This is a genomic window from Streptomyces sp. NPDC000075, assembly GCF_040301925.1.
GTDB classification, from domain to species: domain Bacteria; phylum Actinomycetota; class Actinomycetes; order Streptomycetales; family Streptomycetaceae; genus Streptomyces; species Streptomyces polychromogenes.
In genome coordinates this window covers 22,754-45,487 of sequence record NZ_JBEPFL010000046.1, presented here as the reverse complement: position 1 = coordinate 45,487, position 22,734 = coordinate 22,754, and the positions used below count along the sequence as shown (strand labels likewise).

Genomic DNA, 22,734 nt, shown 5'->3' with positions numbered 1-22,734 from the left:
CCCGTACACGAGGAAGCCCCCGCCGAAAACCGGCGGGGGCTTCCTCATGCACCCGTGCGATCAGGAGTTGTACGCCGACTGCGCCCGCTCCAGACCCTCCTGGACCAGACACTCCACCGCGTCCGCCGACCGGTCCACGAACCAGTCCAGCTCCTTGCGCTCCGTCGAGGAGAAGTCCTTCAGCACGAAATCCGCCACCTGCATCCGCCCCGGCGGCCGGCCGATCCCGCACCGCACCCGGTGGTAGTCCGCACCCATCGCCTTCGTCATCGACTTCAGCCCGTTGTGGCCGTTGTCCCCACCACCCAGCTTCAGCCGCAGCGTCGCGTAATCGATGTCCAGCTCGTCATGGACCGCCACCACCCGCTCCAGCGGCACCTTGTAGAAATCACGCAACGCCGTCACCGGACCGCCCGACAGGTTCATGAACGACATCGGCTTCGCGATCACCACCCGCCGGTTCGCCGGCCCCGGAGCACCCATCCGGCCCTCCAGCACCTGCGCCCGCGCCTTGTGCGCCTTGAACTTCCCGCCGATCCGCTCGGCCAGCAGATCGGCCACCATGAAGCCGATGTTGTGCCGGTTCCCGGCGTACTCCGCCCCGGGATTCCCGAGACCGACGATCAGCCAGGGTGCCGCGTCGTCCGACATCAAAAGCTCCTTACGGCAATGCCTTGCCACGCCATGAACGAAAACGACCGCCGTCCCGCTCCAGTGGAGCCGGACGGCGGTCGGTCAGCAACTGCTGAGGAGGAAGGGCGAGGCTCAGGCCTCGGTGCCCTCGGCCTCGGCGGCCGGCTCCTCGGCCTGCGGGGCGACGACCTGCAGGACGGCGGTCTCACCGTCGACGGCCAGCGAGGTGCCGGCCGGCAGGACCAGGTCGGAGGCGTGCACCGTGGCACCGGCCTCCAGGCCCGCGATCGAGACGGTGATCTCGGTCGGGATGTGGGTGGCCTCGGCCTCGACGGAAACGGTGGCCAGGAGGGTCTCCAGCAGGTTGCCACCGGGGGCCAGGTCGCCCTCGGTCACGACCGGAACCTCGACCGTGACCTTCTCGCCCTTCTGGACGATCAGGAAGTCGACGTGCAGGATGTTGCGCTTCAGCGGGTGACGCTGAACGGCCTTCGGGATGACCAGCTCGGTGCCGTCGCCCTCGATGTCCAGGGACAGCAGCGCGTTCGGGGTCTTCAGGGCCATCATCAGCGCGTGGGCCTCGACGCCGACGTGCTTCGGGGTGGTGCCGTGACCGTAGATGACACCCGGGGTCAGGGCGTCACGACGGGACTGGCGGGCAGAGCCCTTGCCGAAGGTGTCGCGGAGCTTCGCGGAAAGCTTGATCTCGGACATGTTCACTCCTCGTGGGGTGACGAAACGGACAGAAGTCACCCGGCCGAAACGGCCTGCTACGAAGAGCGCGTCGATAACGGAGCACCCGTACCGGAAAACAGGTACGGCCTCCCTCGCCGAGCAACTCATCGAGTGTACCCGGCGGGGAGACCGTACCCAAAAGGATCTAGCGCAGGCCCCTCAGGCCCTTACTGCTGCTCCTCGAACAGGCTCGTCACCGAACCGTCCTCGAACACCTCGCGCACCGCACGGGCGATCATCGGCGCGATCGACAGGACCGTGATCTTGTCGAGCTCCAGGTCGGACGGGTCGGGCAGCGTGTTCGTGAAGACGAACTCGCTGACCTTCGAGTTCTTCAGACGGTCGGCCGCCGGACCCGACAGGATGCCGTGCGTCGCCGTCACGATGACGTCCTCCGCACCGTGCGCGAACAGCGCGTCGGCCGCGGCGCAGATCGTGCCACCCGTGTCGATCATGTCGTCCACCAGGACACAGACCCGGCCCTTGACCTCACCCACGACCTCGTGGACCGTCACCTGGTTGGCGACGTCCTTGTCACGGCGCTTGTGCACGATCGCCAGCGGCGCGTCCAGACGGTCACACCAGCGGTCCGCCACCCGCACACGGCCGGCGTCCGGGGACACCACCGTCAGCTTGCTGCGGTCCACCTTGGCACCCACGTAGTCCGCCAGCACGTTCAGCGCCGACAGGTGGTCCACCGGACCGTCGAAGAAGCCCTGGATCTGGTCCGTGTGCAGGTCGACCGTCAGGATCCGGTCCGCACCCGAGGTCTTCAGCAGGTCCGCCACCAGACGCGCCGAGATCGGCTCACGGCCCTTGTGCTTCTTGTCCTGACGGGCATACCCGTACGACGGGATGATCACCGTGATGGAACGAGCCGACGCGCGCTTCAGCGCGTCGATCATGATGAGCTGCTCCATGATCCACTTGTTGATCGGAGCCGTGTGGCTCTGGATCAGGAAGCAGTCCGCGCCACGCGCCGACTCCTGGAAGCGGACGTAGATCTCACCGTTCGCGAAGTCGAAAGCCTTGGTCGGCACCAGGCTGACCCCCAGCTGGTGCGCCACCTCCTCGGCCAGCTCGGGGTGGGCGCGGCCGGAGAAGAGCATCAGCTTCTTCTCGCCGGTCGTCTTGATCCCGGTCACAGCACTGTCTCCTCAGACGTGTGAAAAGCTGCTCGCCCCCGTGTACGTCCGTCCCGCACACGGTGAGCCAGCCGAATTGCGTGCACCTATCACGGTACGCCGTCCCGGGCGTACTCGTTTCCGGTCAGTTCACCTCAGCGGTGGCCGGAGTCCTTCTCGGACGAGGACTGCGCGGCCGTCGCGGCCGCGCTGCCGGGCCGCTTGCGCGCCACCCAGCCCTCGATATTCCGCTGCTGGCCGCGTGCCACGGCCAGCGCGCCCGCCGGAACGTCCTTCGTGATCACCGATCCGGCGGCCGTGTAGGCCCCGTCCCCGATCGTGACCGGTGCCACAAACATGTTGTCCGAACCCGTCTTGCAATGTGAGCCGACGGTCGTGTGGTGCTTGTGCTCACCGTCGTAGTTCACGAAGACGCTGGCCGCGCCGATGTTCGTGTACTCGCCGATGGTCGCGTCACCGACGTAGGAGAGGTGCGGGACCTTCGTGCCCTCGCCGATCGTCGCGTTCTTCATCTCGACGTACGTGCCGGCCTTCGCCTTCGCGCCCAGGTCCGTCCCCGGACGCAGGTACGCGAACGGGCCGACGGTCGCGTGGTCGCCGATCACGGCGCCGTCCGCCACGGTGTTGTCCACCCGGGCGCCCGCACCCACGCGGGTGTCCTTCAGCCGGGTGTTCGGGCCGACCTCGGCCCCCTCGCCGATGTGCGTGGAGCCCAGCAGCTGGGTGCCGGGGTGGATCAGCGCGTCCTGCCCGAAGGTGACGGTGACGTCGACGAAGGTCCCGGCCGGGTCCACGACGGTGACGCCCGCGAGCATCGCCTGCTCCAGCAGGCGCGCGTTCAGCAGGGCGCGGGCCTCGGCGAGCTGCACGCGGTTGTTGATCCCGAGGATCTGCCGGTGATCGGCGCCGACCGCCGCGCCGACGCGGTGACCCGCCTCGCGCAGGATCCCGAGCACGTCGGTGAGGTACTCCTCGCCCTGGCTGTTGTCGGTGCGGACCTTGCCGAGGGCGTCGGCGAGGAGGGCGCCGTCGAAGGCGAAGACCCCGGAGTTGATCTCGCGGATCGCGCGCTGGCCCTCGGTGGCGTCCTTGTGCTCGACGATCGCGGTGACGGCGCCGGTCGAGGGGTCGCGGACGATGCGGCCGTAGCCGGTGGAGTCGGGGACCTCGGCGGTCAGGACGGTGACGGCGTTGCCGTCGGCCGCGTGGGTGGCCGCGAGGGCGCGCAGGGTCTCCCCGGTGAGGAGGGGGGTGTCGCCGCAGACGACGATGACGGTCCCCTCGACGGTGCCGCCGAGTTCCTCGAGGGCCATCCGGACGGCGTGGCCGGTGCCGTTCTGCTCGTACTGGACGGCGGTGCGGACGCCGGCGTCGATGCCGGTGAGGTGCGCGGTCACCTGCTCGCGGGCGTGGCCCACGACGACGACGAGGTGGGTCGGGTCGAGCTCGCGGGAGGCGGCGACCACGTGACCGACGAGCGAGCGCCCGCAGATCTCGTGCAGGACCTTGGGGGTCGCGGACTTCATGCGGGTGCCCTCACCCGCTGCGAGTACGACGACGGCTGCCGGGCGGGTTGCGCTCACGGGTGTGCCCTTCGGCTTCGGGGGTGGACCCGTGAAGGATAGCGGGGGGTCACGGGTCGGAAACGAGGCCGGGTCCCGACCTTGAGGTCAGGACCCGAACTTGTGAGGCTCCCCCGCCAGGATTCGAACCCGGACCTAATGGCACCAAAAGCCATTGTGCTGCCAATTACACTACAGGGGACCATTTCGACTAAATCGGACACTGAGTCTTAGTGATCGAGTCGATGCCCCCTACTATGCCGCACCAGGCGCCTTCGATGCGACGGTGAAGTTCCGCGCCCCGCAAGACGCTCACCGTGAGGCATCCGCGGTAGCCGGTACCGGTGTTCTTGCGGTTGGTTCTGGGGTTGTGGCGCTTGACGGCGGTCTTGTAGAAGTGTGCGGCGCCGAGTCCGACGATTCCTTGCCAGTAATCCTCGGCTGCCGTGATGTCGGCGGTTTCGTGGATCTGGAGGGTGAAGCGGAGCCGCTCGTTCTCCACGCTCATGAGGCGTAGCCAGGCAAGGAATGTTCTGATCATGTTCGGGTCGCTGTTCACGAATTTGATCTGGGGATGCGGCTTGGCCTTCGCCCCCTCCGCCCAGTAGAGGGCGACGCCCAGCAGGAACAGCTCTCTCTCGCTGAGGGTGCCGATCTCGGTCGCCGCCGCCTGGCGCGTGGCTTCGTGTTCGACGAGGCGACGCTCGTGGGCCTCTCGCCTGCCGGCCTGTGCCTGGGTCATGTCGGTGGTGACGCGGCGTGTATGGCGCTCCGGCTTGGGGAGGTCCCGGACCCACAGGGAGATGGAGCTCTTCGAGCAGCCGAGCTCGACCTGGATCTGGTCGTACGTCATGCCCTGGAGGCGCAGCTCGCGGGCGCGGTCGCGGAGGCCCTCGAAGTCGGCGTATTTGCTCATGCCCCCAGGTTCGTCCGGAATGTGGGATTCAGGTCTCGGATTCCGGATGGTTCAGTCGTATGTGCGATTACCCCGCGTTTGCTGGATTTTCGGTCCGTGACGTGCTGCGGCCGCTGCGTACGCTGGTCGGTATGACCTTTACGGGGGATGAGCGGGACGGGGCCGGGCGGGACGGGCCCTGGTGGTGGGAGCGGCGGCGGGGGGCCGTGCTCGATGTGGGGCTGGGGGTGGCGTCGGCGGCGGAGTGTGCCCTGGAGGGGATTCCGTTCGCGCACGAGGCCGGGCTGCCCGTGGTGCTCGGGGTGGTGTTCGGGGTCGTGGTGGGGGCCGTGCTGGTGCTGCGGCGGCGGTGGCCGATCGCCGTGGTGCTGGTGGGGATCGCCGTCACGCCGGCGGCGGTGGGGTTCCTGCTCGGGGTGGTGGGGCTGTACACGCTGGCGGCCTGTGAGGTGCCCCGGCGGATCACGGCCACGCTGGCCTCGATGTCGCTGGTGGGGACGTTCGTCGTCACGTATCTGCGGACGCGGGGGGACGTGGACGGGGAGGGCGCGCTGGTCTTCGTGCTGTCCGCGTTCATGGCGGTGGCGCTGACGGTGCCGCCGGTGCTGCTGGGGCTGTACGTGGGGGCGCGGCGGCGGTTGATGGAGAGCCTGCAGGAGCGGGCGGATTCGCTGGAGCGGGAGCTGTCGTTGCTGGCCGACCGGGCGGAGGAGCGGGCGGAGTGGGCGCGTCAGGAGGAGCGGACGCGGATCGCGCGGGAGATGCACGACGTGGTGGCGCACCGGGTGTCGTTGATGGTGGTGCATGCGGCGGCGTTGCAGGCGGTGGCCGGGAAGGATCCGGAGAAGGCGGTGCGCAACGCGGCGCTGGTGGGTGACATGGGGCGGCAGGCGTTGACGGAGTTGCGGGAGATGCTGGGGGTTTTGCGGGCTCCGCAGAAGCCGGTGGCGGCGGTGGCTCCGGTGGCGGCCGTGGCGGTGGTGGGGGAGGAGGGGCCTTCGCTGGCGGAGCTGGAGGTGCTGGTGGGGCAGTCGCGGGCGGCGGGGATGAGTGTGGAGATGGTGGTGCAGGGGGAGCGGTGCGCGTATGCGGCGGAGGTGGAGCAGACGGCGTACCGGGTGGTGCAGGAGGCGTTGACGAACTGCCACAAGCACGCTCCGGGTGCGCGGGTGGTGGTCCGGCTGGCGCACCGGGAGGGGGAGGTGGCGATGCAGGTGGAGAACGGGCCGTGTGAGGGGGAGGCGCGGTCTGCGGATCTGCCCAGTGGGGGGAACGGGCTCGTCGGGATGCGGGAGCGGGTTCTGGGGCTGGGCGGGGTGTTCGTGTCGGGGCCTACGGACGGGGGCGGGTTCAAGGTGTCGGCGGTGTTGCCGTCGCGGTAGTCCCGCCCCCGGGTGGGTCGGGGGGTGGCGGTGGGGCTGGTGGGGCCTGCTGGGGGGCCTGGCGGGTCCGGCCCCCGGGGGTGGTTCAGGGTTCGGTGGTGAGGCGGGCGGGCTGGAGGCCGGTGAGGAGGAGGGTGAGGGCCTCGTCGAGGGTGGCGCCGAGGTACCAGTCGCCGGTGTGGTCGACGAGGTAGGTGCGGCCTTCGCGGTCGATGGCGAGGTGGGCGCCGCCGGCGGTGTCGGAGCCGAGGGGGCAGAGCTGGGTGGAGAGGGCGCGGCCGAGGTCGGCGAAGGTGCGGGCGAGGTGGAGGCCGGTGAGGGGGTCGAGGCGGACCGGGGTGGGGGCTATCTGGCGGCCGGGTCCGGGGGCGGTGACGGTGAGGCCGCCGAATTCGGCCCAGGCTTCGACGGCGGCCGGGAAGACGGTGTGGCGGTGGCCGGCGGGGGTGGTGTGGTCGCGGAGGGCGTCGGCCCAGTATTCGGCCTGTTTGATGTCCCAGCGGCCGGGTTCCCAGCCTGCGGTGCGCAGGGCGGCGTCGACGCCGACGGGGAAGCGGTTGGCGGAGGAGCGGCCGTAGGAGGCGGATGCGGCGGAGGCCGATGCGGCCGGGGAGGCCGGGGAGGCTGAGGAGGCGGTCATGGTGGCTACTCGGGCTGGGTGAGGTCGACGGGTCGTACGCCGAAGTGGTTGAGGAGCGCGTCGCAGGAGCGGCAGGGGGGTGCGTAGCTGCCGTGGAGGGGGTCGCCGTCTTCGCGGATGCGGCGGGCGGTGATTTTGGAGTGCTTCAGGGCGCGGCGGGCTTCGCTCGCGGTGAGGGGTTTGCGGGAGGCTCGTCTGCTGCGGGCGCCTTCGACGGTGGTGAGGTGGCGGGAGAGGAGTATCGCTTCGGGGCAGCGGCCGGTGAAGCGTTCCCGCTGGCCGCTGGTGAGGGTGTCGAGGAAGTCCTGGACGAGTGGGTGGAGTACGGGGGGCCGGTCGCCCTTGCCGGCGGTGCCGGTGAGGGTTTCGCCGCGTACGGAGAGGGCGGCGGCGACGGTGGGCAGGATGCCGTCGCGGCGGAAGCGGAGTACGGGCGGGGTGTGGGGTCCGGCCGCGGTGCTCCAGCGCAGGCGGGGGTCGCCGGCGGGGCCGGTGTCGGTGTTCTGCCCGCGGTCCGCGCGGGGTGCCGCATTGTGCGTGGTCGCTGTCTGCATGGTGCCTCTTCCCTCCCGTGGCGGCGGTGGTGGCCGCGGTCGCGCACGCCCCCGTGTCGCGGGGACAGCCTGTCAAATGTCCGCTGTCGCGTGGAAGCGGGGTCGAATATTCGTATCAATTCGGATGTTCCCGCCCCGTGTGCGCCTGCGGGGGCCGGGGGCGGGTGAGGGTCTTGCCGGAGCACATAGGCTGTGGTGAACCAGCCAGATCCAGCAGGGGGCCACCACCATGACGACAGGTCGGCTCGGGCAGCAGGCCGTGCCACCCAACGCCGCGTACTCGGGGCAGGTCGTGCATTTCCCGGACCCGGTCCGGGCCGCTCGGCATCCCCACGGTGTGCGGATGGACGGGGACGGTCATCCCGATTTCTCGCGGTACGCGCGGGCGGCCGTGGAGATCGCCGAGCCGCCGGAGGGTTTCGGCGCGGATGAGCTGCGGCTGACGGACTGCGTGTCGGCGAACGCGGCGATGCGTGCGGCGGGTCATCCGCTGTGGGACACGGTGGGGCCGGTGGCGACGCCGCACGGCTGGACCTGGCACCACGTCGCGGGTTCGCGGCGGATGGAGCTGGTTCCGGTCGAGGTGAAGGCGCTGTTGCGGCATCACGCGGGTCTGGCGACGGCTCCGGTGGACCACGAGAAGCGTGGCGGGCGGCCGCTCCAGGAGGCGCGTCCGGTGCACCTGGGGCTGCCGAAGTCGCTGGTGTCGGTGTCGGAGGCGCAGGTGCAGGGGGTCGAGGAGGATCTCGGCTACCGGCTTCCGGAGGCGTACCGCTCGTTCCTGAAGGCGGCGGGCGGGTGCGCGCCGGTGGGTGCGGGGCTGTTCGTGGAGCTGGGGATGCTGGTGGACCAGCCGTTCTTCACGGTGCGTGAGGAGGCGGCGGTCAACGACCTCGTCTACATCAACAAGTGTCTGCGGGACCATCTGACGAAGGACTACCTGTGTGTGGCCTTCGTGCAGGGCGGGCTGCTGGCGGTGAAGGTGCGGGGGGATCAGGTCGGTTCCGTCTGGTTCTCCCCGTACGACGACGCGCGCGACCGGGACGGCTGGTCGGTGCAGGAGCGTGTGGAGCGGCTGTTGCTGCCGTGCGGTGCCGATTTCGATGCCTTCCTGGAGCGGTTGGCGGGGAACCCGCCGGAGCTGGAGACGGTGGCCGGTCTGATGGTGGACGGCGGATTCGCGCGCTCGGTTGCAGTGTCGGGGTCGGTTCCGGTGGCTGACGCCGGCATGGGTGAGGGGTGAGCGCGTCGTGGTGACGTTCGCGCAGGCGCAGGAGCGCGCCGAGGAGTGGATCAACGGGGACGTGCCCGGGTACCAGCACCGTGAGGTGCGGGTGCGGGAGTTCGGGCTGGGCTTCGTGGTGTGGGCCGAGGACCGGGCCGGTGGTCCGGTGTCGGGTGGTGGCCGGCAGCGGCTGGTCATCGCTCGGGACAGCGGTGAGGTGACGCTGTGGCCGGGGCTGCCGGTGGGTGAGGTGATCCGGCGGTACGAGGAGGAGTACGGGGCGGCTGCGACGGCGGCGGCTTCGGAGGCTTCGGTTCCGCCGCCGCGGATCGACGCGGAGCAGACGTCGTTCATGCTGAGCCCGCCGGAGTGGTTGCAGGAGGCCGCGGACCGGGCGGGGATTCCGCCGGTGGTGGGGTCGGGGTCGGGTGGTTCCGGGTCCGGTTCCGGGTCCGGGTCCGGGGCTGGTTCTGCGTCCGGGGCCGGGGCTGGTTCCGGGTCCGGTTTCGCGGCCGGTGCCGTGTCAGGTTCCGGCTCGGGCTCCGGTTCGGGTTCGGGCTCCGGTTCGGGTTCGGGCTCCGGTTCGGGTTCCGCTGCCGGTGGTTCCGCCGGTGGGGCCGTCTCCGGCGGGGTTCCGTCCGGGTCCACGCCGTGGGCCGGGACGGATGTGAACCCGGGGGCCGACGACGGCTCCGTACCGCTGCCCGCGACGGTGTTCGCGCCGCCGCTGTCGGGCTCCGACTTCGACGACGCCCCGGCTTCCCCCGGGTCGGGCGCGGAGGCCAAGACCCAGCTGATGTCGGGTGGCAGCCAGCTGCCGAGGACCGCGATCGCTCCGGCGCTGGCGCTCCAGGCGGAGGCCGCGGGCGCAGCGGGGGCTCCGGGCGGGGCGCCGCAGGGCGCCGGACCGGTACCGCCGGTGCCTCCGGGGCCGGCAGGGCCGGTCGGGGGGCCCGGGGTTCCTGGTGCGCCGGGGATGCCCGGTGCGCCTGGTGCGCCTGGGGTTCCGGCTGCGCCCGGTGCGCCCGGTGCGCCCGGTGCGCCTGGTGGTCCCGGTGTGGCTGGGGGGCCGGGTGCTCCCGTGCCGCCTGCGCCCGTCGGGGCGCCTTCGGCTCCCGGCGCGCCCGGGGGTGCGGCCTACGCCGCGACGATGCTGGCCGCCCCCGGGACCGTTCCGGCACCGCCGGCACCGCCCGGTGCGCCGACGCCGCCTTCCGTACCCCCGGGCCCGCCCGGGGCTCCGGCCGCGCCCGGTTCCGGTTCGCTCGGCGGCGGGCTCGACTACGCCGCGACGATGCTGGCCGGTCCGGCCGTCGTGCAGCCGCCGCAGCCGCCCGGTCCGCCGGGTGCTCCCGGGGCTCCGGGTGCTCCCGGTGCGCCGGTGGGTCCGCCCACGCCTCCCGGTGCGCCCGCCGCGCCCGCGCCCCCCGCGCCGCCCGGTCCTCCCGGTGGTTCGCTCGGGGGTGGGCTGGACCATGCCGCGACGATGCTGGCGGGTCCGGCCGTCGTGCAGCCGCCGCAGCCGCCCGGTCCGCCAGGTGCTCCTGGGGCTCCCGGGGCTCCGGGTGCTCCCGGTGCGCCGGTGGGTCCGCCCGCGCCGCCCGGTGCTCCCGGTGGTTCGCTCGGGGGTGGGCTGGACCATGCCGCGACGATGCTGGCGGGTCCGGCCGTCGTCCAGCCGCCGCAGCCGCCCGGTGCGCCCGGTGCGCCTGGTGCTCCCGGGGCTCCCGGTGCGCCCGGGGGCGGGATGCAGCACGCCGCGACGATGCTGGCCGGTCCCGGTGCCGTGCCGCCGCCCGGTCCGCCCTCCGCGCCGCCCGGCGGTCCGGCGGGGCAGCAGCCGGCCCCGTCCGGCGTGCCCACGGTCGGCCCCGGCTACCAGGCCGTGCTGCGCTACCGTGCGCCCGACGGCTCCGAGCAGCAGCTCATCCGCCGCTCGGCGCCCGGCACCCCGCACCCCGAGTGGCAGATCCTCTACGAGCTCCGCGCGATGAACGTGCCGCCGCAGCAGGTGCTGGAGCTGCACACCGAGCTGGCCTCCTGTGAGCTGCCCGGCGGTTACTGCGCCCGGATGATCCGGGAGACGTGGCCGCAGGTGCGGATCACGAGCGTGGCCCCGTACGGGACCGACCACGCCGGGCGTCAGCAGGGCATGCGGCACCTGCTCACCCATCAGGGTGAGCTGCACCAGGTGGCGGACGGTCCGGCGCGTCCGGCGCCGGTCCGGGCGCCGCTGACGCAGGTTCCGCTCCAGCCGGCGATCCCGATGGACGCGATCGCGCAGGAGCTGGCGGGGGCGTTCGGGCCGCAGGGCGTGTTCCGTTTCGACCAGCGGGCGGTGTCGCGTCAGGGTGTGCCGGAGATCGTGGCGCAGACCCTGATGTGGGCGGGCCTGCCGGTCGATTTCGGGCCGTTCTTCTGGGCGCAGGCGGTGCCGGGGCAGCCGGTGCCGACGCTGGCCGAGCTGGCCGCGCAGCGGCAGGTGCAGCCGGCGTCGGACGCGGGCTCGTACCTGGTCATCGGCAGCGACTTCGGCAAGGCGCTGTGCGTGCAGTACGGGACGGCGCACATCGTGGCGGTGCCGGTGGAGGGGGGTCCCGGAGGGGCGCCCGTGCCGCCGCAGTTCGTGAACTCGAGCCTGCCGCAGTTCGCGCGTTCGCTGGCGATGCTGGGTCACATGTGGCGGCTGCGGCAGCATCTGACGCCGGAGCAGGCCGGGCATTGGACCGTCGATTTCCAGGCGAATCTGGCGGGGCTCGACAGTGCGGCGCTGGCGTCGCCGGAGAGCTGGTGGTCGGTGCTGCTGGAGCAGATGTGGGACGGGCTGCTCTGATCGGACCGGTGTGTTGATCGGATGAATGGCCGGGCTGGGACCCTCGACGGGGGTCCCGGCCCGGCCATTCAGGCTTCTGGCCTCAAATGACGCATCCTTGACGGGAATCCCCGCGAGAGAGGCGCTTCCAGGATGAGTGCACCCATGTCACCTCACGGTCCCCAGGGTTTCTCCACCGTGCGCGGCGGCCGCGGCTACCGGCCGGAGGACGTCGACCGGTACGTCGCCCGGCTGGCCGGCAGCCGGGACGAGGCCTGGGAACGGGTGGCGCGGCTGACCGTCCTGGCGCGGCGGATGGAGGAGGAGGCGGAGCGCCTGCGGGCGGCGGTCGCGGCGCTGGCCCCGCAGACGTACGACGAGCTGAGCGAGCGCGCCCGGCGGATCCTGTCGCTGGCCCAGGAGGAGGCGGAGGTCCTGCGGGCGGACGCGCGGGCGGACGCGGCGGAGGCGGCGGGGGCGGCCGAGGCGCACGCCGACCGGGTCGCGGAGCTGGCCCGGCATGACGCGGAGGCGGTGCGCGAGCAGACCGAGGTGCGGGCGCGGCAGGGGCTGCTGCGGGCGCAGCGGGAGGCGGACGAGGTGCGGGCGGCGGCGCGTGAGGAGGCCGCGGGCTGGCGGGCCGAGGCGCAGGCCGGGCTGGCGGAGACGCGGCGGCGTGCGCAGGCGCTGCTCGCGGAGCGGGAGCAGGAGCAGGTGGAGCGGCGGGACGCGGCCGAGCGGGAGGCGGCGGCGCGCGAGGCGGAGCTGGAGGCGCGGCTCGCGGAGATGGAGCGGTACGCGCAGGGGCGGCTGGCGGAGGCGCGGCGGGGGTTCGCGGAGGCGGAGGAGTCGGCTCGGCACGGGCAGGAGGACGCGGAGGCGCGGGCGGCGGAGCTGCTGGCGCAGGCGCGGGTGCGGGAGGAGCGGGTGGGGCGGGAGACGGACCGGATCCTGCGGGAGCACGCGGAGGCGCAGGAGGAGATGCGGGCCCACATGAACCACGTCCGCTCCAGCCTGGCGGCCCTGACGGGGCGCGCGCCGGCGGAGGGATAGCCCCTGCCCTGGCCGGGCGGTTACGGGGGTGGCGGTGGCCGCGTCGGCCGGGCGGGGCTGCCGGGCGGGGTCGGGGGGCCGGGTTGGCGGGGTCGGGGGTGGCCGGGGTCGGTGCCGGGGTGGGGTGCCGTCCGGGGCGGGCTTCGATGTTCGGCGCTCTGTGCCGGGTCGGGGATGTCGGACTCCCCGGGGCGCCGAAGTCATCTCGTTTTAGCCCCGGACGACACCCCACCCCGTCCCCGCCCCCGGCCGGGCAGGCCCAGAGCCTTGCAGCCCCGCCGGCGGGACCGTCGCGGCTCCGGTCCGGGGGACGGGTCAGAGGCGGGTCAGGAAGTCCGCGATCAGCGGGGCGATTTCGTCGAGGTGGGTTTCGAGGGCGAAGTGCCCGGCCCCCTCGAAGACGTGGACCTGCGCCCCCGGCGCGTCCCGCAGGTACGCCTTCGCCCCGGCAGGGGTGAAGAAGGGGTCCCCGGCGCCCCAGACGACCAGCACCGGGACGCCCGAGTCGCGGATCCAGGCCTGCCAGGCCGGGTAGTGGGCGAAGTTCGAGGCGTAGTCGAAGGCGAGGTCGGCCTGGGCGTCCTCGCGCCCCGGCAGGCCGAGGTAGTGGACGTCGAGGGTCCAGTTGTCGGGGGAGATCAGGGCGGGGTCCGCGACCCCGGTCTCGTACTGGAAGCGGGTGCCCTCCAGGGTGAACAGGCGGCGGACCCGTTCCTCGTTGCCCGGCACCTCCCGCCGCAGCGCCGCGAAGCCGCGGGCTTCGTCGGAGAGGCCTTCGTCGTAGGTGTTGCCGTTCTGGACGATGAGGCCGGTGATCCGTTCGGGGTGCCGGGAGGCGAGCCGCAGGCCGACGGGGGCGCCGAAGTCGAAGACGTACAGGGCGAAGCGGTCCAGGGCGAGGGCGTCGGTGAACCCCTCCACGATGTCCGCGAGCCGGTCGAAGGTGTACGTGAAGCCGGGCGGGGTGTCGGTGCGGCCGAAGCCGGGGTAGTCGGGGGCGATCAGCCGGTACGGGGTGCCGGCGAGGGCGTCCATGAGGCGGGTGAACTGGTGCGAGGCGGTGGGGAAGCCGTGCAGGAGCAGCAGGACGGGGCCGTCGGCGGGGCCGCTTTCGCGGTAGGCCACGGTCACGCCGTCGACGTCGACGGTGCGGTGCGCGATCATCACATGCCTCCAGTGGGTCAAGTGGCATTAGTCTCGACTGGAGATCGCTAATGTGTCAACTGGCCTTGTTAGCATTAGCCGGTGATGTTCTTTCCGTTGACCGGCGAGCCCCTCGCGCTCGATCTGCTGAACACCCGGCCCGCCGACGCCGGCGACCTGATCGCCGACCGGGCCGGTCTCGCCGCCTGGCTGGCGGTGGAGGGCGACCGGCTGAGCCGGGTCGCGGAGGTGGGGGAGGCCGAGGTGGCCGCCGTGCACGCCGTGCGGGAGGCCGCCGGGCCGGCGCTCGAAGCCGCCCGGCGCGGTGAGCGCCCGCCGGCCGGGGCGCTGGAGGCGCTGAACGGGATCCTCGCCGCGGCCCCCGCGCACCGCGAGCTGTACTGGTCGGCGCTGACCGGGCTGATGGCCGCCCCGTACCGGGAGGCCGCCCCGGCGGCGCGGCTGGCCGCCGAGCTGGCGGACGCGGTGGTGGACCTGCTGACGGACGAGCGGGTGGCGTCGGTGCGCTCGTGCGAGGCGGAGGACTGCGTGCTGCTGTTCCTCCCGGCGCACCCCAGGCGGCGCTGGTGCGTGGCGTCGGCCTGCGGGAACCGGGCGCGGGTGGCCCGTTACTACGCCCGGCACAAGGAGGGGCGGGCCTGATGGACATGGACGCGCTGACCGAGAACGAGTACGCGTTCGTGCTCAACGCGACGGAGATCGACATCCTGCCCGGGGTCTGGGGGGACCTGGTGGAGGAGGACAAGGAGAAGCCGGTCTCCTTCCTCGTCCCGATCCTGCTGGGGCTGGTCGACCGGGGGTGGGTCGCGGTGCACCGGGTGGTGCCCTGGACCTCCCCCGACGGCACCCCCGGCTTCCGGCCGGGCCCCGTGGTCGGCCGCGCGGACCTGCCGGCGGTCCTCGCGGACCCCGAGGAGTGGGAGTACCCGGAGGAGTTCGACTGGATCGGCAAGCTGACCCTGACCCGGACGGACGTCTAGCCGGCCGGCTGTGCGGTGAGGGGCGCGGCCTCGCAGCGGTAGGGGTCGCTGCGCAGGCCGCGGGCGGTGACCACCACCGTGAACGGGGGTTTCAGTTCCGGCGGGAGGGTGGCCGTGAGGGTGCCGGTCGCGGGGTCCTGAACGGCCGGGAGCGGCGTGTCGTCCACCGTGAGGCGGGGGTCGGTGAAGCCGCCGCCCTCGACCGTGAGCACCCCGTCCGCGTTGGCGGCCGCGTGGGTGATCACCGGGTTGCCGCGGGTGGCGATCTTGTTCACCAGGTACGCCACCGCCGGCGCGCCGGTCAGCGCCCAGATCTCGCCGGGGAGTTCGGGGAGGCCGCCGCCCACGTCGGAGAGGAAGAAGAGGACGACGTAGAGCATGGTGACCGCGCTCAGCGCCACGTACTGGAGGTCCATCAGGTCGGTGCGGCCGCTGTCGTTGGCGATCAGCTCCCGCAGCGGCCTGCGTCCCGTGGCGGTGGGCTTGGGGGCCGGCTTGGCCAGGGTGCCGTGCTCCACCCTGATCCCCACGACCGTCTTCGCCGCGATGAGGGCGACGTAGGGGCCGCCGAGCAGCGGGAGGTAGACCGACGTCAGGGAGGCCAGCGGGCCGTGCTCGCCGCGGAAGTAGCCGGTGCCGCCGCCCGCCGTGATTCCGTAGCCGAGGATCGTGAGCAGCAGCCAGACCAGGATCACGGTCCAGGCCAGCGCCAGGGTGGTCGAGGTGGAGAGGCGGCCGTCGCGTCCGGTGACGAAGCCGGGGCTGCGGTACAGGCGCAGCGCGACGGGCCCGGCGAGGGCGGCCAGTAACGCGAGTGCGAAGAGTGCGGATGTCATGTCGTCGTCCCCCCGTGATGCGGTCGTTGGGGAGAGCCTCACCCCGACAGGTGGGGCATGACAAGTTGTCAAGCGGCCGTCATTCGTGTTCCGGCAGCACCGGGAACCGCCTCGGCGCCACGAGCAGCAGCACCAGCAGCGCCGCCACCCCGGCGAACGCCGCGCCGAGGAAGATGTGGTCCACCGCGGCCGCGACCGCCTCCCGCAGGTGCCGGGACGCGGCCCGCGAGAGGCCGCCCGGCTCCGCCAGGGCCCGCGAGACGTCGTCCAGCCGGTGGGGCAGCCCCGGCAGCGGCTCCCGCGCCAGCCGGGCGGCGACCGCCGCGTTGGCCACGGCCCCCATCAGCGCGGCGCCCACGGCCTGCCCGACGGTGCGGCAGAACAGCACCGAGGCCGTCGTGGTGCCGCGTTCGGCCCAGTCCACCGTGGACTGCACCCCGACCACCAGCGGCAGCTGGAACAGGCCCAGCGCGCCGCCCAGCAGGAACATGATCAGCGCCGGCTGCCAGGCCGGCGCGGGGTGCGGGAGCAGGGCGAAGGCGAACAGGATCAGCGAGGCCAGCCCCATCCCCAGGGCCGCGGTGTCGCGGAAGCCGATGCGCCGGTAGACGTGCTGGCAGACGGCGGCCGTCAGCGGCCAGCTCAGCGTCATCAGGGCCGTCACCAGCCCCGCCCCGACCGGCCCGAGGCCGAGTACGGACTGGGCGTAGGTCGGCATGAACACCATCGGGGCGACCATCAGCAGCCCCAGCGCCCCCATCGCCAGGTTGACGGCGGCGATGGTCCGCCGGCGCCACACCCACCCGGGCAGGATCGGGTCCGCGGCCCGGCGCTCCACCCGGACCACCACCGCCGCCAGCACCGCGCTCGCGCCCAGCAGCCCCAGCGAGGGCGCCGACAGCCAGGGCCAGGCGACCCCGCCCTGGACCAGCGCGAAGAGCAGCAGCCCGCCGCAGACGAACACCCCGAGGGCCCCCGCCCAGTCCACCGGCCCGCGGTCGGCGGGCGAGCGGCGGGGTTCGACGAGGTGGCGGGCGGTCAGCCAGAGGGCCAGCCCGGCCATCGGCACGTTGATCAGGAAGGTCCAGCGCCAGCCCGCGTATCCGGCGATCAGGCCGCCGAGCGCAGGGCCGATGAGCGCGCAGCTCGCCCACACGGTGGTCATCCGGGCCTGGATGCGCGGCCGGTCGCGCAGCGGGTAGAGGTCGGCGGCCAGGGTCTGCACGGTGCTCTGCAGGGCGCCGCCGCCGAGCCCCTGGACGATCCGGAAGGCGATCAGCGCGGCCATGTCCCAGGCGGAGGCGCACAGCAGGGAGCCGGCGAGGAAGAGGGCGGTGCCGAAGAGGAGGACGGGCTTGCGGCCGAAGGTGTCGCTGAGTTTGCCGTAGACGGGGAGGGTGACGGTGACGGCGAGGAGGTAGCCGGAGAAGAGCCAGGAGAAGACGGAGAAGCCGCCGATGTCCCCGACGATCTGGGGGACGGCGGTGGAGACGATGGTGGTGTCGAGGGCGACCAGGGCCATGCTCAGCATCAGCGACGCGACGACGCGCGCCGGGGGGCGGCCCTGGACGGGTATCGCGGCCCCCGCCTCCTTGGCGGAAACCTTTCTGCCGGGGGTGCCGGCCGGCTCCCCTCCGGAGGCCGTGCCCCCGCTTCTCTCCGTCTCCATCACGCTCCCCTTCGTCCGCGCACACACCCTCTCACCGGGGGTGTGCCGGGCGGAATCCCCATCTCACGCGGGGTCCGCCGGGCGGTGTCCCCTACGTCCGGTCCGCCGCAGGGCGGACGACCCCTAGGGGTCCCTCCACATTTGGGCCCAGGGGGCTTTCGTCCCGGCGGAGGAGGCCGAAGGGCCCGGGCTGTCTTTAACTGATTCACATGGGCGGGGCCGCCGGGACGGGGTGGGGTTAACCCCCGGCGGATACGGCGACGGGCACCAGGGCGCCGGCCACCCCCCGTTCAGCAGACTTCACCACGGCGACGCACATCCGCACGTCCGCAGTACGCACACCGACAGGGGAGAGAACACCGTGACAACGGCGATGACCGAGACCAGGCACGGAAGCGGCGGGGGGCACGGCTCCGTGGCCGCACGGGCGCGCCAGGTCGTCAAGGCGTACGGCTCCGGCGAGACCCGCGTCGTCGCCCTCGACCACGTGGACGTGGACATCCACCGCGGCCAGTTCACCGCGATCATGGGCCCCTCCGGCTCCGGCAAGTCCACGCTGATGCACTGCCTGGCCGGCCTGGACACCGTCACCGGCGGGCAGATCCACCTCGAGGACACCGAGATCACCGGCCTCAAGGACAAGAAGCTCACCCAGCTGCGCCGCGACAGGATCGGCTTCATCTTCCAGGCGTTCAACCTCCTGCCGACCCTGAACGCCCTGGAGAACATCACCCTCCCGATGGACATAGCGGGCCGCAAGCCCGACCCGCAGTGGCTGGACCGGGTCGTGCGGACCGTCGGCCTCGCGGGCCGCCTCAAGCACCGCCCGACCGAACTCTCCGGCGGCCAGCAGCAGCGCGTGGCCGTCGCCCGCGCCCTCGCCGCCCGCCCGGCGATCATCTTCGGCGACGAGCCCACCGGAAACCTGGACTCGCGGGCCGGCGCCGAGGTCCTCGGCTTCCTGCGCCAGTCGGTGGACGAGCTCGCCCAGACCATCGTGATGGTCACCCACGACCCGGTCGCCGCCTCCTACGCCGACCGCGTCATCTTCCTGGCCGACGGCCGCATCGTCGACGAGATGTACGCGCCCACCGCCGACCAGGTCCTGGACCGGATGAAGGACTTCGACGCGCGCGGGCGGACCTCGTGACCGTCATGAAGACCGCGCGGCGCAACTTCGTCGCGCACAAGGGCCGGATGGCGCTCTCCGCCATCGCCGTGCTCCTCTCGGTCGCCTTCGTCTGCGGGACCCTGGTGTTCACGGACACCATGAACACCACCTTCGACAAGCTGTTCGCCGTCACCAGCTCCGACGTCACCGTCAGCCCGAAGGAGCCCGCCGACGGCGAGGAGAACCCGAACCGCGGCCGCCCGCAGGTGCTGCCCGGCGCGGCCGTGGAGAAGGTGCGCGGCGCCGCAGGGGTCAAGTCCGCCGAGGGCGGCGTCTTCTCGACGGCCGTCACCGTCGTCAACTCCAAGAACGAGAACATGGGGTCGACCACCGGCGCCCCGACCATCGCCGGCAACTGGAACGACGGCGAGCTCAAGTCCATGAAGATCACCTCCGGCCGTGCCCCGCGCGGGCCGACCGAGATCATGATCGACGCCGACACCGCCGCCAAGCACCACCTGGGACTCGGTGACGAACTGCGCACCATCGCCGTCACCGGTGACGTCCGGGCGAAGATCAGCGGCATCGCCTCCTTCACCGTCACCAACCCGGGCGCGGCCATCGTCTACTTCGACACCGCCACCGCCCAGGAGAAGCTGCTCGGCGAGCCGGGGACCTTCACCCACATCAGCGTCACCGCCAAGGACGGCGTCAGCGACGAGCAGCTGAAGAAGAACGTGGCCGCCGCCGTCGGCGCGGACACCTACAAGCTGCAGACCGCCAAGGAGTCCACGGCCGCCAACAAGAAGGACATGGGCTTCCTCGACGTCATGAAGTACGTGATGCTCGGGTTCGCCGGCATCGCCTTCCTCGTCGGCATCTTCCTCATCTTCAACACCTTCTCGATGCTGGTCGCCCAGCGCACCCGCGAGATCGGCCTGATGCGCGCCATCGGCTCCGACCGGGGCCAGATCAACCGCTCGGTGCTGCTGGAGGCCCTCCTGCTCGGCGTCGTCGGCTCGGCCGCCGGTGTCGCGGCGGGCGTGGGCCTGGCCGTCGGCCTGATGAAGCTCATGGGCTCGATGGGCATGCACCTGTCCACGGGTGACCTGACCGTCCGCTGGACGACCCCGGTCACCGGCCTGGTCCTGGGCACCGTCGTCACCGTCGTCGCCGCCTACATCCCGGCCCGCCGGGCCGGCAAGGTCTCCCCGATGGCCGCCCTGCGCGACGCCGGCACCCCCGGCGACCGCAAGGCCGGCGTGGTCCGCGCCGTCCTCGGCCTGGTCCTCACCGGCACCGGCGCCGCCGCCCTGTTCCTCGCCGCGGCCGCCGACCAGGCCTCCGCCGGCTCGCTGTGGCTGGCCGCCGGCGTCCTGTTCAGCCTGATCGGCTTCATCGTGATCGGCCCGCTGCTCGCGGGCGTCGTGGTCCGGCTGCTCGCCGCGCCGGTCCTGCGCCCCTTCGGCTCCGTGGGCCGCCTCGCCGAGCGCAACGCCCTGCGCAACCCGCGCCGTACGGGGGCCACGGCCGCCGCGCTGATGATCGGACTGGCGCTCGTCGCCTGCCTGTCGGTCGTCGGCTCCTCGATGGTGGCCTCCGCCACCGACGAGCTCGACCGCACGGTCGGCGCGGACTACATCGTCTCCTCCCAGGGCGGCCAGCCGCTGATGCCGCAGGCCGAGCAGGCCATGCGCGGGGTCAAGGGCCTCGACCACACCACCGCCTACCGCGAGGTCCAGGCGCGGATCACCGCCCCCGACGGCACCTCCGCCCAGGACTCCCTCAGCGTCACCGACCCCTCCTACGCCCAGGACGTGCGCCGCAAGACGGTCGCGGGCAAGCACGAGGACGCGTACGCGGCCGGGTCGATGGCGGTGGGCTCGGAGTACGCCGCCAAGCACCACGTGAAGGTGGGTGACGAGCTGGGCGTGGCCTTCAACGGCGGCAAGACCGTCCGGCTGAAGGTCGCCGCGATCACCTCGGACGAGGGCAACCTCGACAAGGGCGTCAAGTACGTCAGCACCGCCACCGCCGAGGCCAACCTGCCGGCCGACCTGCTGCCGCGCCCCTTCATGCTGCTGGCCAAGGCCCAGAAGGGGCAGGCCGACGCCGCGTACACGGCGCTCAAGGCGGCCATGGCCGAGTACCCGCAGTACAAGGTGCTCAACCAGACCGACTACAAGCAGGACCTCAAGGACCAGGTCGGGCAGCTGCTCAACATGGTCTACGGGCTCCTCGCCCTGGCGATCATCGTCGCGGTGCTGGGCGTCGTGAACACCCTGGCCCTCTCGGTGGTCGAGCGGACCCGCGAGATCGGCCTGATGCGCGCCATCGGCCTCTCCCGCCGCCAGCTGCGCCGGATGATCCGCCTGGAGTCCGTGGTCATCGCCCTCTTCGGCGCCCTGCTGGGCCTGGGGCTGGGCATGGGCTGGGGCGCCACCGCGCAGCGGCTCCTCGCCCTCCAGGGCCTGAAGGTGCTGGAGATCCCGTGGCCGACGATCATCGCGGTGTTCGCCGGCTCGGCCCTGGTGGGCCTGTTCGCCGCACTGGTCCCGGCGTTCCGGGCGGGGCGGATGAACGTTCTGAACGCGATCGCCAGCGAGTAGCCTCCGGCGGTCGTACGGGGGAGCACGGGGGTCCCCACGGGGGAGGTACGGGGACCCCACGGGGGATACGGGGGAACACGCCGGCCCCGGGCCGTCCGCGAGGACGGCCCGGGGCCGGCGTGCCGCTGTACGGGCCCGCGGGCGGACCGTCCCACGGACGGCCGGTTACAGCCGCCGCTCCAGCAGGACCACCCCGTACGCCTCGCCCACCAGGGCGAACCGCGACCCCGGATGCAGCCGCCCCGCGTACCCGAGCGGGTCCCCCGCCCAGCCGGAGGCGTTGTCGAAGACCAGGTACGCCGGGCGCTCCCCCCGCGCGCCGCCGATCCAGAACACCCGGCAGCGCGAGGTCAGCCGGGTCAGCGCCGGGTAGTCGGCCTCCACCGAGACCCCGTCCGGGATCCGCGCCAGCAGCCGCTCCACGGCGGCGGCCCGCGCGGGCACCGCGTACGCGGACCGGTCCCCGAGCCGCGCCAGCGGCAGGACGGTCGCGCTCAGCGCGAGCGCGGCGGCGAGCAGGGCGCCGGGCAGCTGGTGGGCGTAGGAGCGCAGCCACGGCCGGGGGCCGCGCCGGACGGCGTCGAGGGAGTCGGCCAGCGCGAGCGCGACGACCGGCATCAGGACGGCGCTGTAGTGCCAGTCGGTGGACCAGTAGTTCGGGTCGGAGGCCGTGAACCGCCAGCCCAGGGTCGGCAGGGCCACCCACAGCAGCGGGGAGCGCAGGGCCAGCAGCCCGCTGGTGGGGACGAGCACCCAGGCCAGGGTGGTGAGCTTCGTGCCGAGGCCGTGCAGCGCGGTGCCCGGGCCGCCGGCCTTCTGCCAGTAGGTGTAGCCGTCGGCGGCGAAGGCGGGGATCACCACCGTGAACACGAGCGCGGCCGCCGCCGCCCCGGCCACGGCCACGCCCAGGGCCAGCCGCGCCGCCCGCCGGTCGGTGCGCCGCGCCCGCCAGGCGACGACGAGCGCCAGCGCCGCCAGGGTGAGCCCCTGGTCCTCCTTCACCAGCAGCAGCGGCAGCCCCCAGGCCAGCGCCGCCCGCCAGCGGCGCGCCAGCAGTGCCTCCAGGGCGAAGGCGATCAGCGGTACCGCGAAGCAGATCTCGTGGAAGTCGAACTCGACGGCTCGCTGGATCCCCCAGGACAGCCCGTACGCCGCCCCGAGCGCGAGCCCCCGCGCCGGGCCGAGCAGCCGTACCGAGGCCCGGGTGACGGGCAGGGCGGACAGCGCGAACAGCGCCGCCTGCACCACCAGGAGGGTGACCGGCCCCGGGAAGACCCGGTAGAGCGGGGCGATCAGGGCGATGACGGGGCTGAAGTGGTCGCCGAGGACGAGGAAGCCCGGGCCCTTCAGGTCCACGACGGGTGCCTGGAAGTGGGCGTAGGCCCGGACGGCCTGCTCGAAGATGCCCAGGTCGTAGGAGCCGTCCTCCATCCGCCGGTGGCGGGTCACGGAGAGCGTGGCGTACGCGGCGAACAGCACGGCGGTCAGCGCGTACGGCGCCCGGGCCCGGGCCCACACGGCGGCCCGGTCCCGCCGGCCGGCGCGCGCCCCGCCGGCGGCGGGCACGGCCGGTACGGGGGCAGGCGCGGTCGGCACGGCGGCGGGCACGGCCGGCACGGCGGCGGGCACAGCCGGTACGGGAGCGGGCGCGGCCGGCGCGGGGGTGGGCGCGGTCGTACCGTCGGGCGGGCTTCCGGAGGGGGGCATC

Annotated in this window: 19 protein-coding genes and 1 tRNA gene; 8 read left to right on the top strand and 12 right to left on the bottom strand. The window is 72.9% G+C overall.

Going from position 1 to position 22,734, the window contains the following annotated elements; all coding sequences use genetic code 11:
• Nucleotides 1-60: 60 nt before the first annotated feature.
• The 6 genes from pth to ABT403_RS35120 form a co-directional block, all read right to left on the bottom strand.
• On the bottom strand, nucleotides 61-651 hold the full coding sequence (gene pth / locus ABT403_RS35145) for an aminoacyl-tRNA hydrolase (RefSeq protein WP_344168503.1): 591 nt from the start codon (nucleotides 649-651) through the stop codon (nucleotides 61-63).
• A 114-nt stretch (nucleotides 652-765) separates the two neighbouring features.
• Nucleotides 766-1,347: a 50S ribosomal protein L25/general stress protein Ctc gene (locus ABT403_RS35140; RefSeq protein WP_344168506.1), complete on the bottom strand. Its 582-nt coding sequence runs from the start codon at nucleotides 1,345-1,347 to the stop codon at nucleotides 766-768.
• A gap of 188 nt (nucleotides 1,348-1,535) precedes the next feature.
• The gene (locus ABT403_RS35135; RefSeq protein WP_344168509.1) at nucleotides 1,536-2,513 is read right to left on the bottom strand and encodes a ribose-phosphate diphosphokinase; all 978 of its coding nucleotides are present in this window, start codon (nucleotides 2,511-2,513) and stop codon (nucleotides 1,536-1,538) included.
• Nucleotides 2,514-2,647: 134 nt separating this feature from the next.
• Nucleotides 2,648-4,096 carry a bifunctional UDP-N-acetylglucosamine diphosphorylase/glucosamine-1-phosphate N-acetyltransferase GlmU gene (glmU, locus tag ABT403_RS35130; RefSeq protein WP_344168512.1) on the bottom strand — a complete coding sequence of 483 codons (1,449 nt, stop codon included), beginning with the start codon at nucleotides 4,094-4,096 and terminating at the stop codon, nucleotides 2,648-2,650.
• Nucleotides 4,097-4,204: 108 nt separating this feature from the next.
• Nucleotides 4,205-4,277, bottom strand: a tRNA-Gln gene (locus ABT403_RS35125).
• A 9-nt stretch (nucleotides 4,278-4,286) separates the two neighbouring features.
• On the bottom strand, nucleotides 4,287-4,991 hold the full coding sequence (locus ABT403_RS35120; RefSeq protein WP_344168515.1) for a hypothetical protein: 705 nt from the start codon (nucleotides 4,989-4,991) through the stop codon (nucleotides 4,287-4,289).
• A gap of 131 nt (nucleotides 4,992-5,122) precedes the next feature.
• Between ABT403_RS35120 and ABT403_RS35115 the strand changes: the two genes are divergently transcribed.
• Entirely contained in the window at nucleotides 5,123-6,373 is a 1,251-nt protein-coding gene (locus ABT403_RS35115; protein ID WP_344168788.1) for a sensor histidine kinase, read from the top strand.
• Between the two features lie 85 nt (nucleotides 6,374-6,458).
• Here ABT403_RS35115 and ABT403_RS35110 read toward each other — a convergent pair whose 3' ends face one another.
• Both ABT403_RS35110 and ABT403_RS35105 read right to left on the bottom strand, forming a co-directional pair.
• Nucleotides 6,459-7,013: an SUKH-3 domain-containing protein gene (locus ABT403_RS35110; protein ID WP_344168518.1), complete on the bottom strand. Its 555-nt coding sequence runs from the start codon at nucleotides 7,011-7,013 to the stop codon at nucleotides 6,459-6,461.
• 5 nt (nucleotides 7,014-7,018) lie between these two features.
• Nucleotides 7,019-7,567 (bottom strand): YwqJ-related putative deaminase, encoded by a 549-nt coding sequence (locus ABT403_RS35105; RefSeq protein ID WP_344168521.1) that lies wholly within the window; start codon nucleotides 7,565-7,567, stop codon nucleotides 7,019-7,021.
• 229 nt (nucleotides 7,568-7,796) lie between these two features.
• Here ABT403_RS35105 and ABT403_RS35100 point away from each other — a divergent pair, with 229 nt between their 5' ends.
• The 3 genes from ABT403_RS35100 to ABT403_RS35090 all read left to right on the top strand — a co-directional run bounded on the left by ABT403_RS35100 (nucleotide 7,797) and on the right by ABT403_RS35090 (nucleotide 12,657).
• Nucleotides 7,797-8,810: an SMI1/KNR4 family protein gene (locus ABT403_RS35100; protein WP_344168524.1), complete on the top strand. Its 1,014-nt coding sequence runs from the start codon at nucleotides 7,797-7,799 to the stop codon at nucleotides 8,808-8,810.
• A gap of 7 nt (nucleotides 8,811-8,817) precedes the next feature.
• The gene (locus tag ABT403_RS35095; RefSeq protein WP_344168527.1) at nucleotides 8,818-11,625 is read left to right on the top strand and encodes an SUKH-4 family immunity protein; all 2,808 of its coding nucleotides are present in this window, start codon (nucleotides 8,818-8,820) and stop codon (nucleotides 11,623-11,625) included.
• A 144-nt stretch (nucleotides 11,626-11,769) separates the two neighbouring features.
• Nucleotides 11,770-12,657 carry a cellulose-binding protein gene (locus ABT403_RS35090; protein ID WP_344168530.1) on the top strand — a complete coding sequence of 296 codons (888 nt, stop codon included), beginning with the start codon at nucleotides 11,770-11,772 and terminating at the stop codon, nucleotides 12,655-12,657.
• Between the two features lie 315 nt (nucleotides 12,658-12,972).
• Here the strand turns inward: ABT403_RS35090 and ABT403_RS35085 are convergent, their stop codons facing one another.
• Nucleotides 12,973-13,821 (bottom strand): alpha/beta fold hydrolase, encoded by an 849-nt coding sequence (locus tag ABT403_RS35085; RefSeq protein ID WP_344168533.1) that lies wholly within the window; start codon nucleotides 13,819-13,821, stop codon nucleotides 12,973-12,975.
• Between the two features lie 84 nt (nucleotides 13,822-13,905).
• On the opposite strand from ABT403_RS35085, the gene ABT403_RS35080 reads away from it, so the two are divergent.
• Together ABT403_RS35080 and ABT403_RS35075 are read left to right on the top strand one after the other, a co-directional pair.
• On the top strand, nucleotides 13,906-14,463 hold the full coding sequence (locus ABT403_RS35080) for a CGNR zinc finger domain-containing protein (RefSeq protein ID WP_344168536.1): 558 nt from the start codon (nucleotides 13,906-13,908) through the stop codon (nucleotides 14,461-14,463).
• Complete coding sequence (locus tag ABT403_RS35075) at nucleotides 14,463-14,801, top strand: hypothetical protein (RefSeq protein WP_344168539.1); 339 nt, start codon at nucleotides 14,463-14,465, stop codon at nucleotides 14,799-14,801. Before ABT403_RS35080 ends, ABT403_RS35075 begins: the two co-directional genes overlap by 1 nt.
• On the opposite strand, the gene ABT403_RS35070 is transcribed toward ABT403_RS35075, so the two are convergent.
• Nucleotides 14,798-15,637: a hypothetical protein gene (locus ABT403_RS35070; protein WP_344168542.1), complete on the bottom strand. Its 840-nt coding sequence runs from the start codon at nucleotides 15,635-15,637 to the stop codon at nucleotides 14,798-14,800. The genes ABT403_RS35075 and ABT403_RS35070 overlap by 4 nt on opposite strands.
• A 79-nt stretch (nucleotides 15,638-15,716) precedes the next feature.
• Entirely contained in the window at nucleotides 15,717-17,306 is a 1,590-nt protein-coding gene (locus tag ABT403_RS35065) for an MDR family MFS transporter (RefSeq protein WP_344168545.1), read from the bottom strand.
• 373 nt (nucleotides 17,307-17,679) lie between these two features.
• On the opposite strand from ABT403_RS35065, the gene ABT403_RS35060 reads away from it, so the two are divergent.
• Together ABT403_RS35060 and ABT403_RS35055 are read left to right on the top strand one after the other, a co-directional pair.
• Nucleotides 17,680-18,456: an ABC transporter ATP-binding protein gene (locus ABT403_RS35060; RefSeq protein ID WP_425580333.1), complete on the top strand. Its 777-nt coding sequence runs from the start codon at nucleotides 17,680-17,682 to the stop codon at nucleotides 18,454-18,456.
• Nucleotides 18,453-21,026 (top strand): ABC transporter permease, encoded by a 2,574-nt coding sequence (locus ABT403_RS35055; protein ID WP_344168551.1) that lies wholly within the window; start codon nucleotides 18,453-18,455, stop codon nucleotides 21,024-21,026. The genes ABT403_RS35060 and ABT403_RS35055 overlap by 4 nt, the downstream gene beginning before the upstream one ends.
• 165 nt (nucleotides 21,027-21,191) lie before the next feature.
• On the opposite strand, the gene ABT403_RS35050 is transcribed toward ABT403_RS35055, so the two are convergent.
• Nucleotides 21,192-22,733: a DUF2079 domain-containing protein gene (locus tag ABT403_RS35050; protein WP_344168554.1), complete on the bottom strand. Its 1,542-nt coding sequence runs from the start codon at nucleotides 22,731-22,733 to the stop codon at nucleotides 21,192-21,194.
• Nucleotide 22,734: the final 1 nt, after the last annotated feature.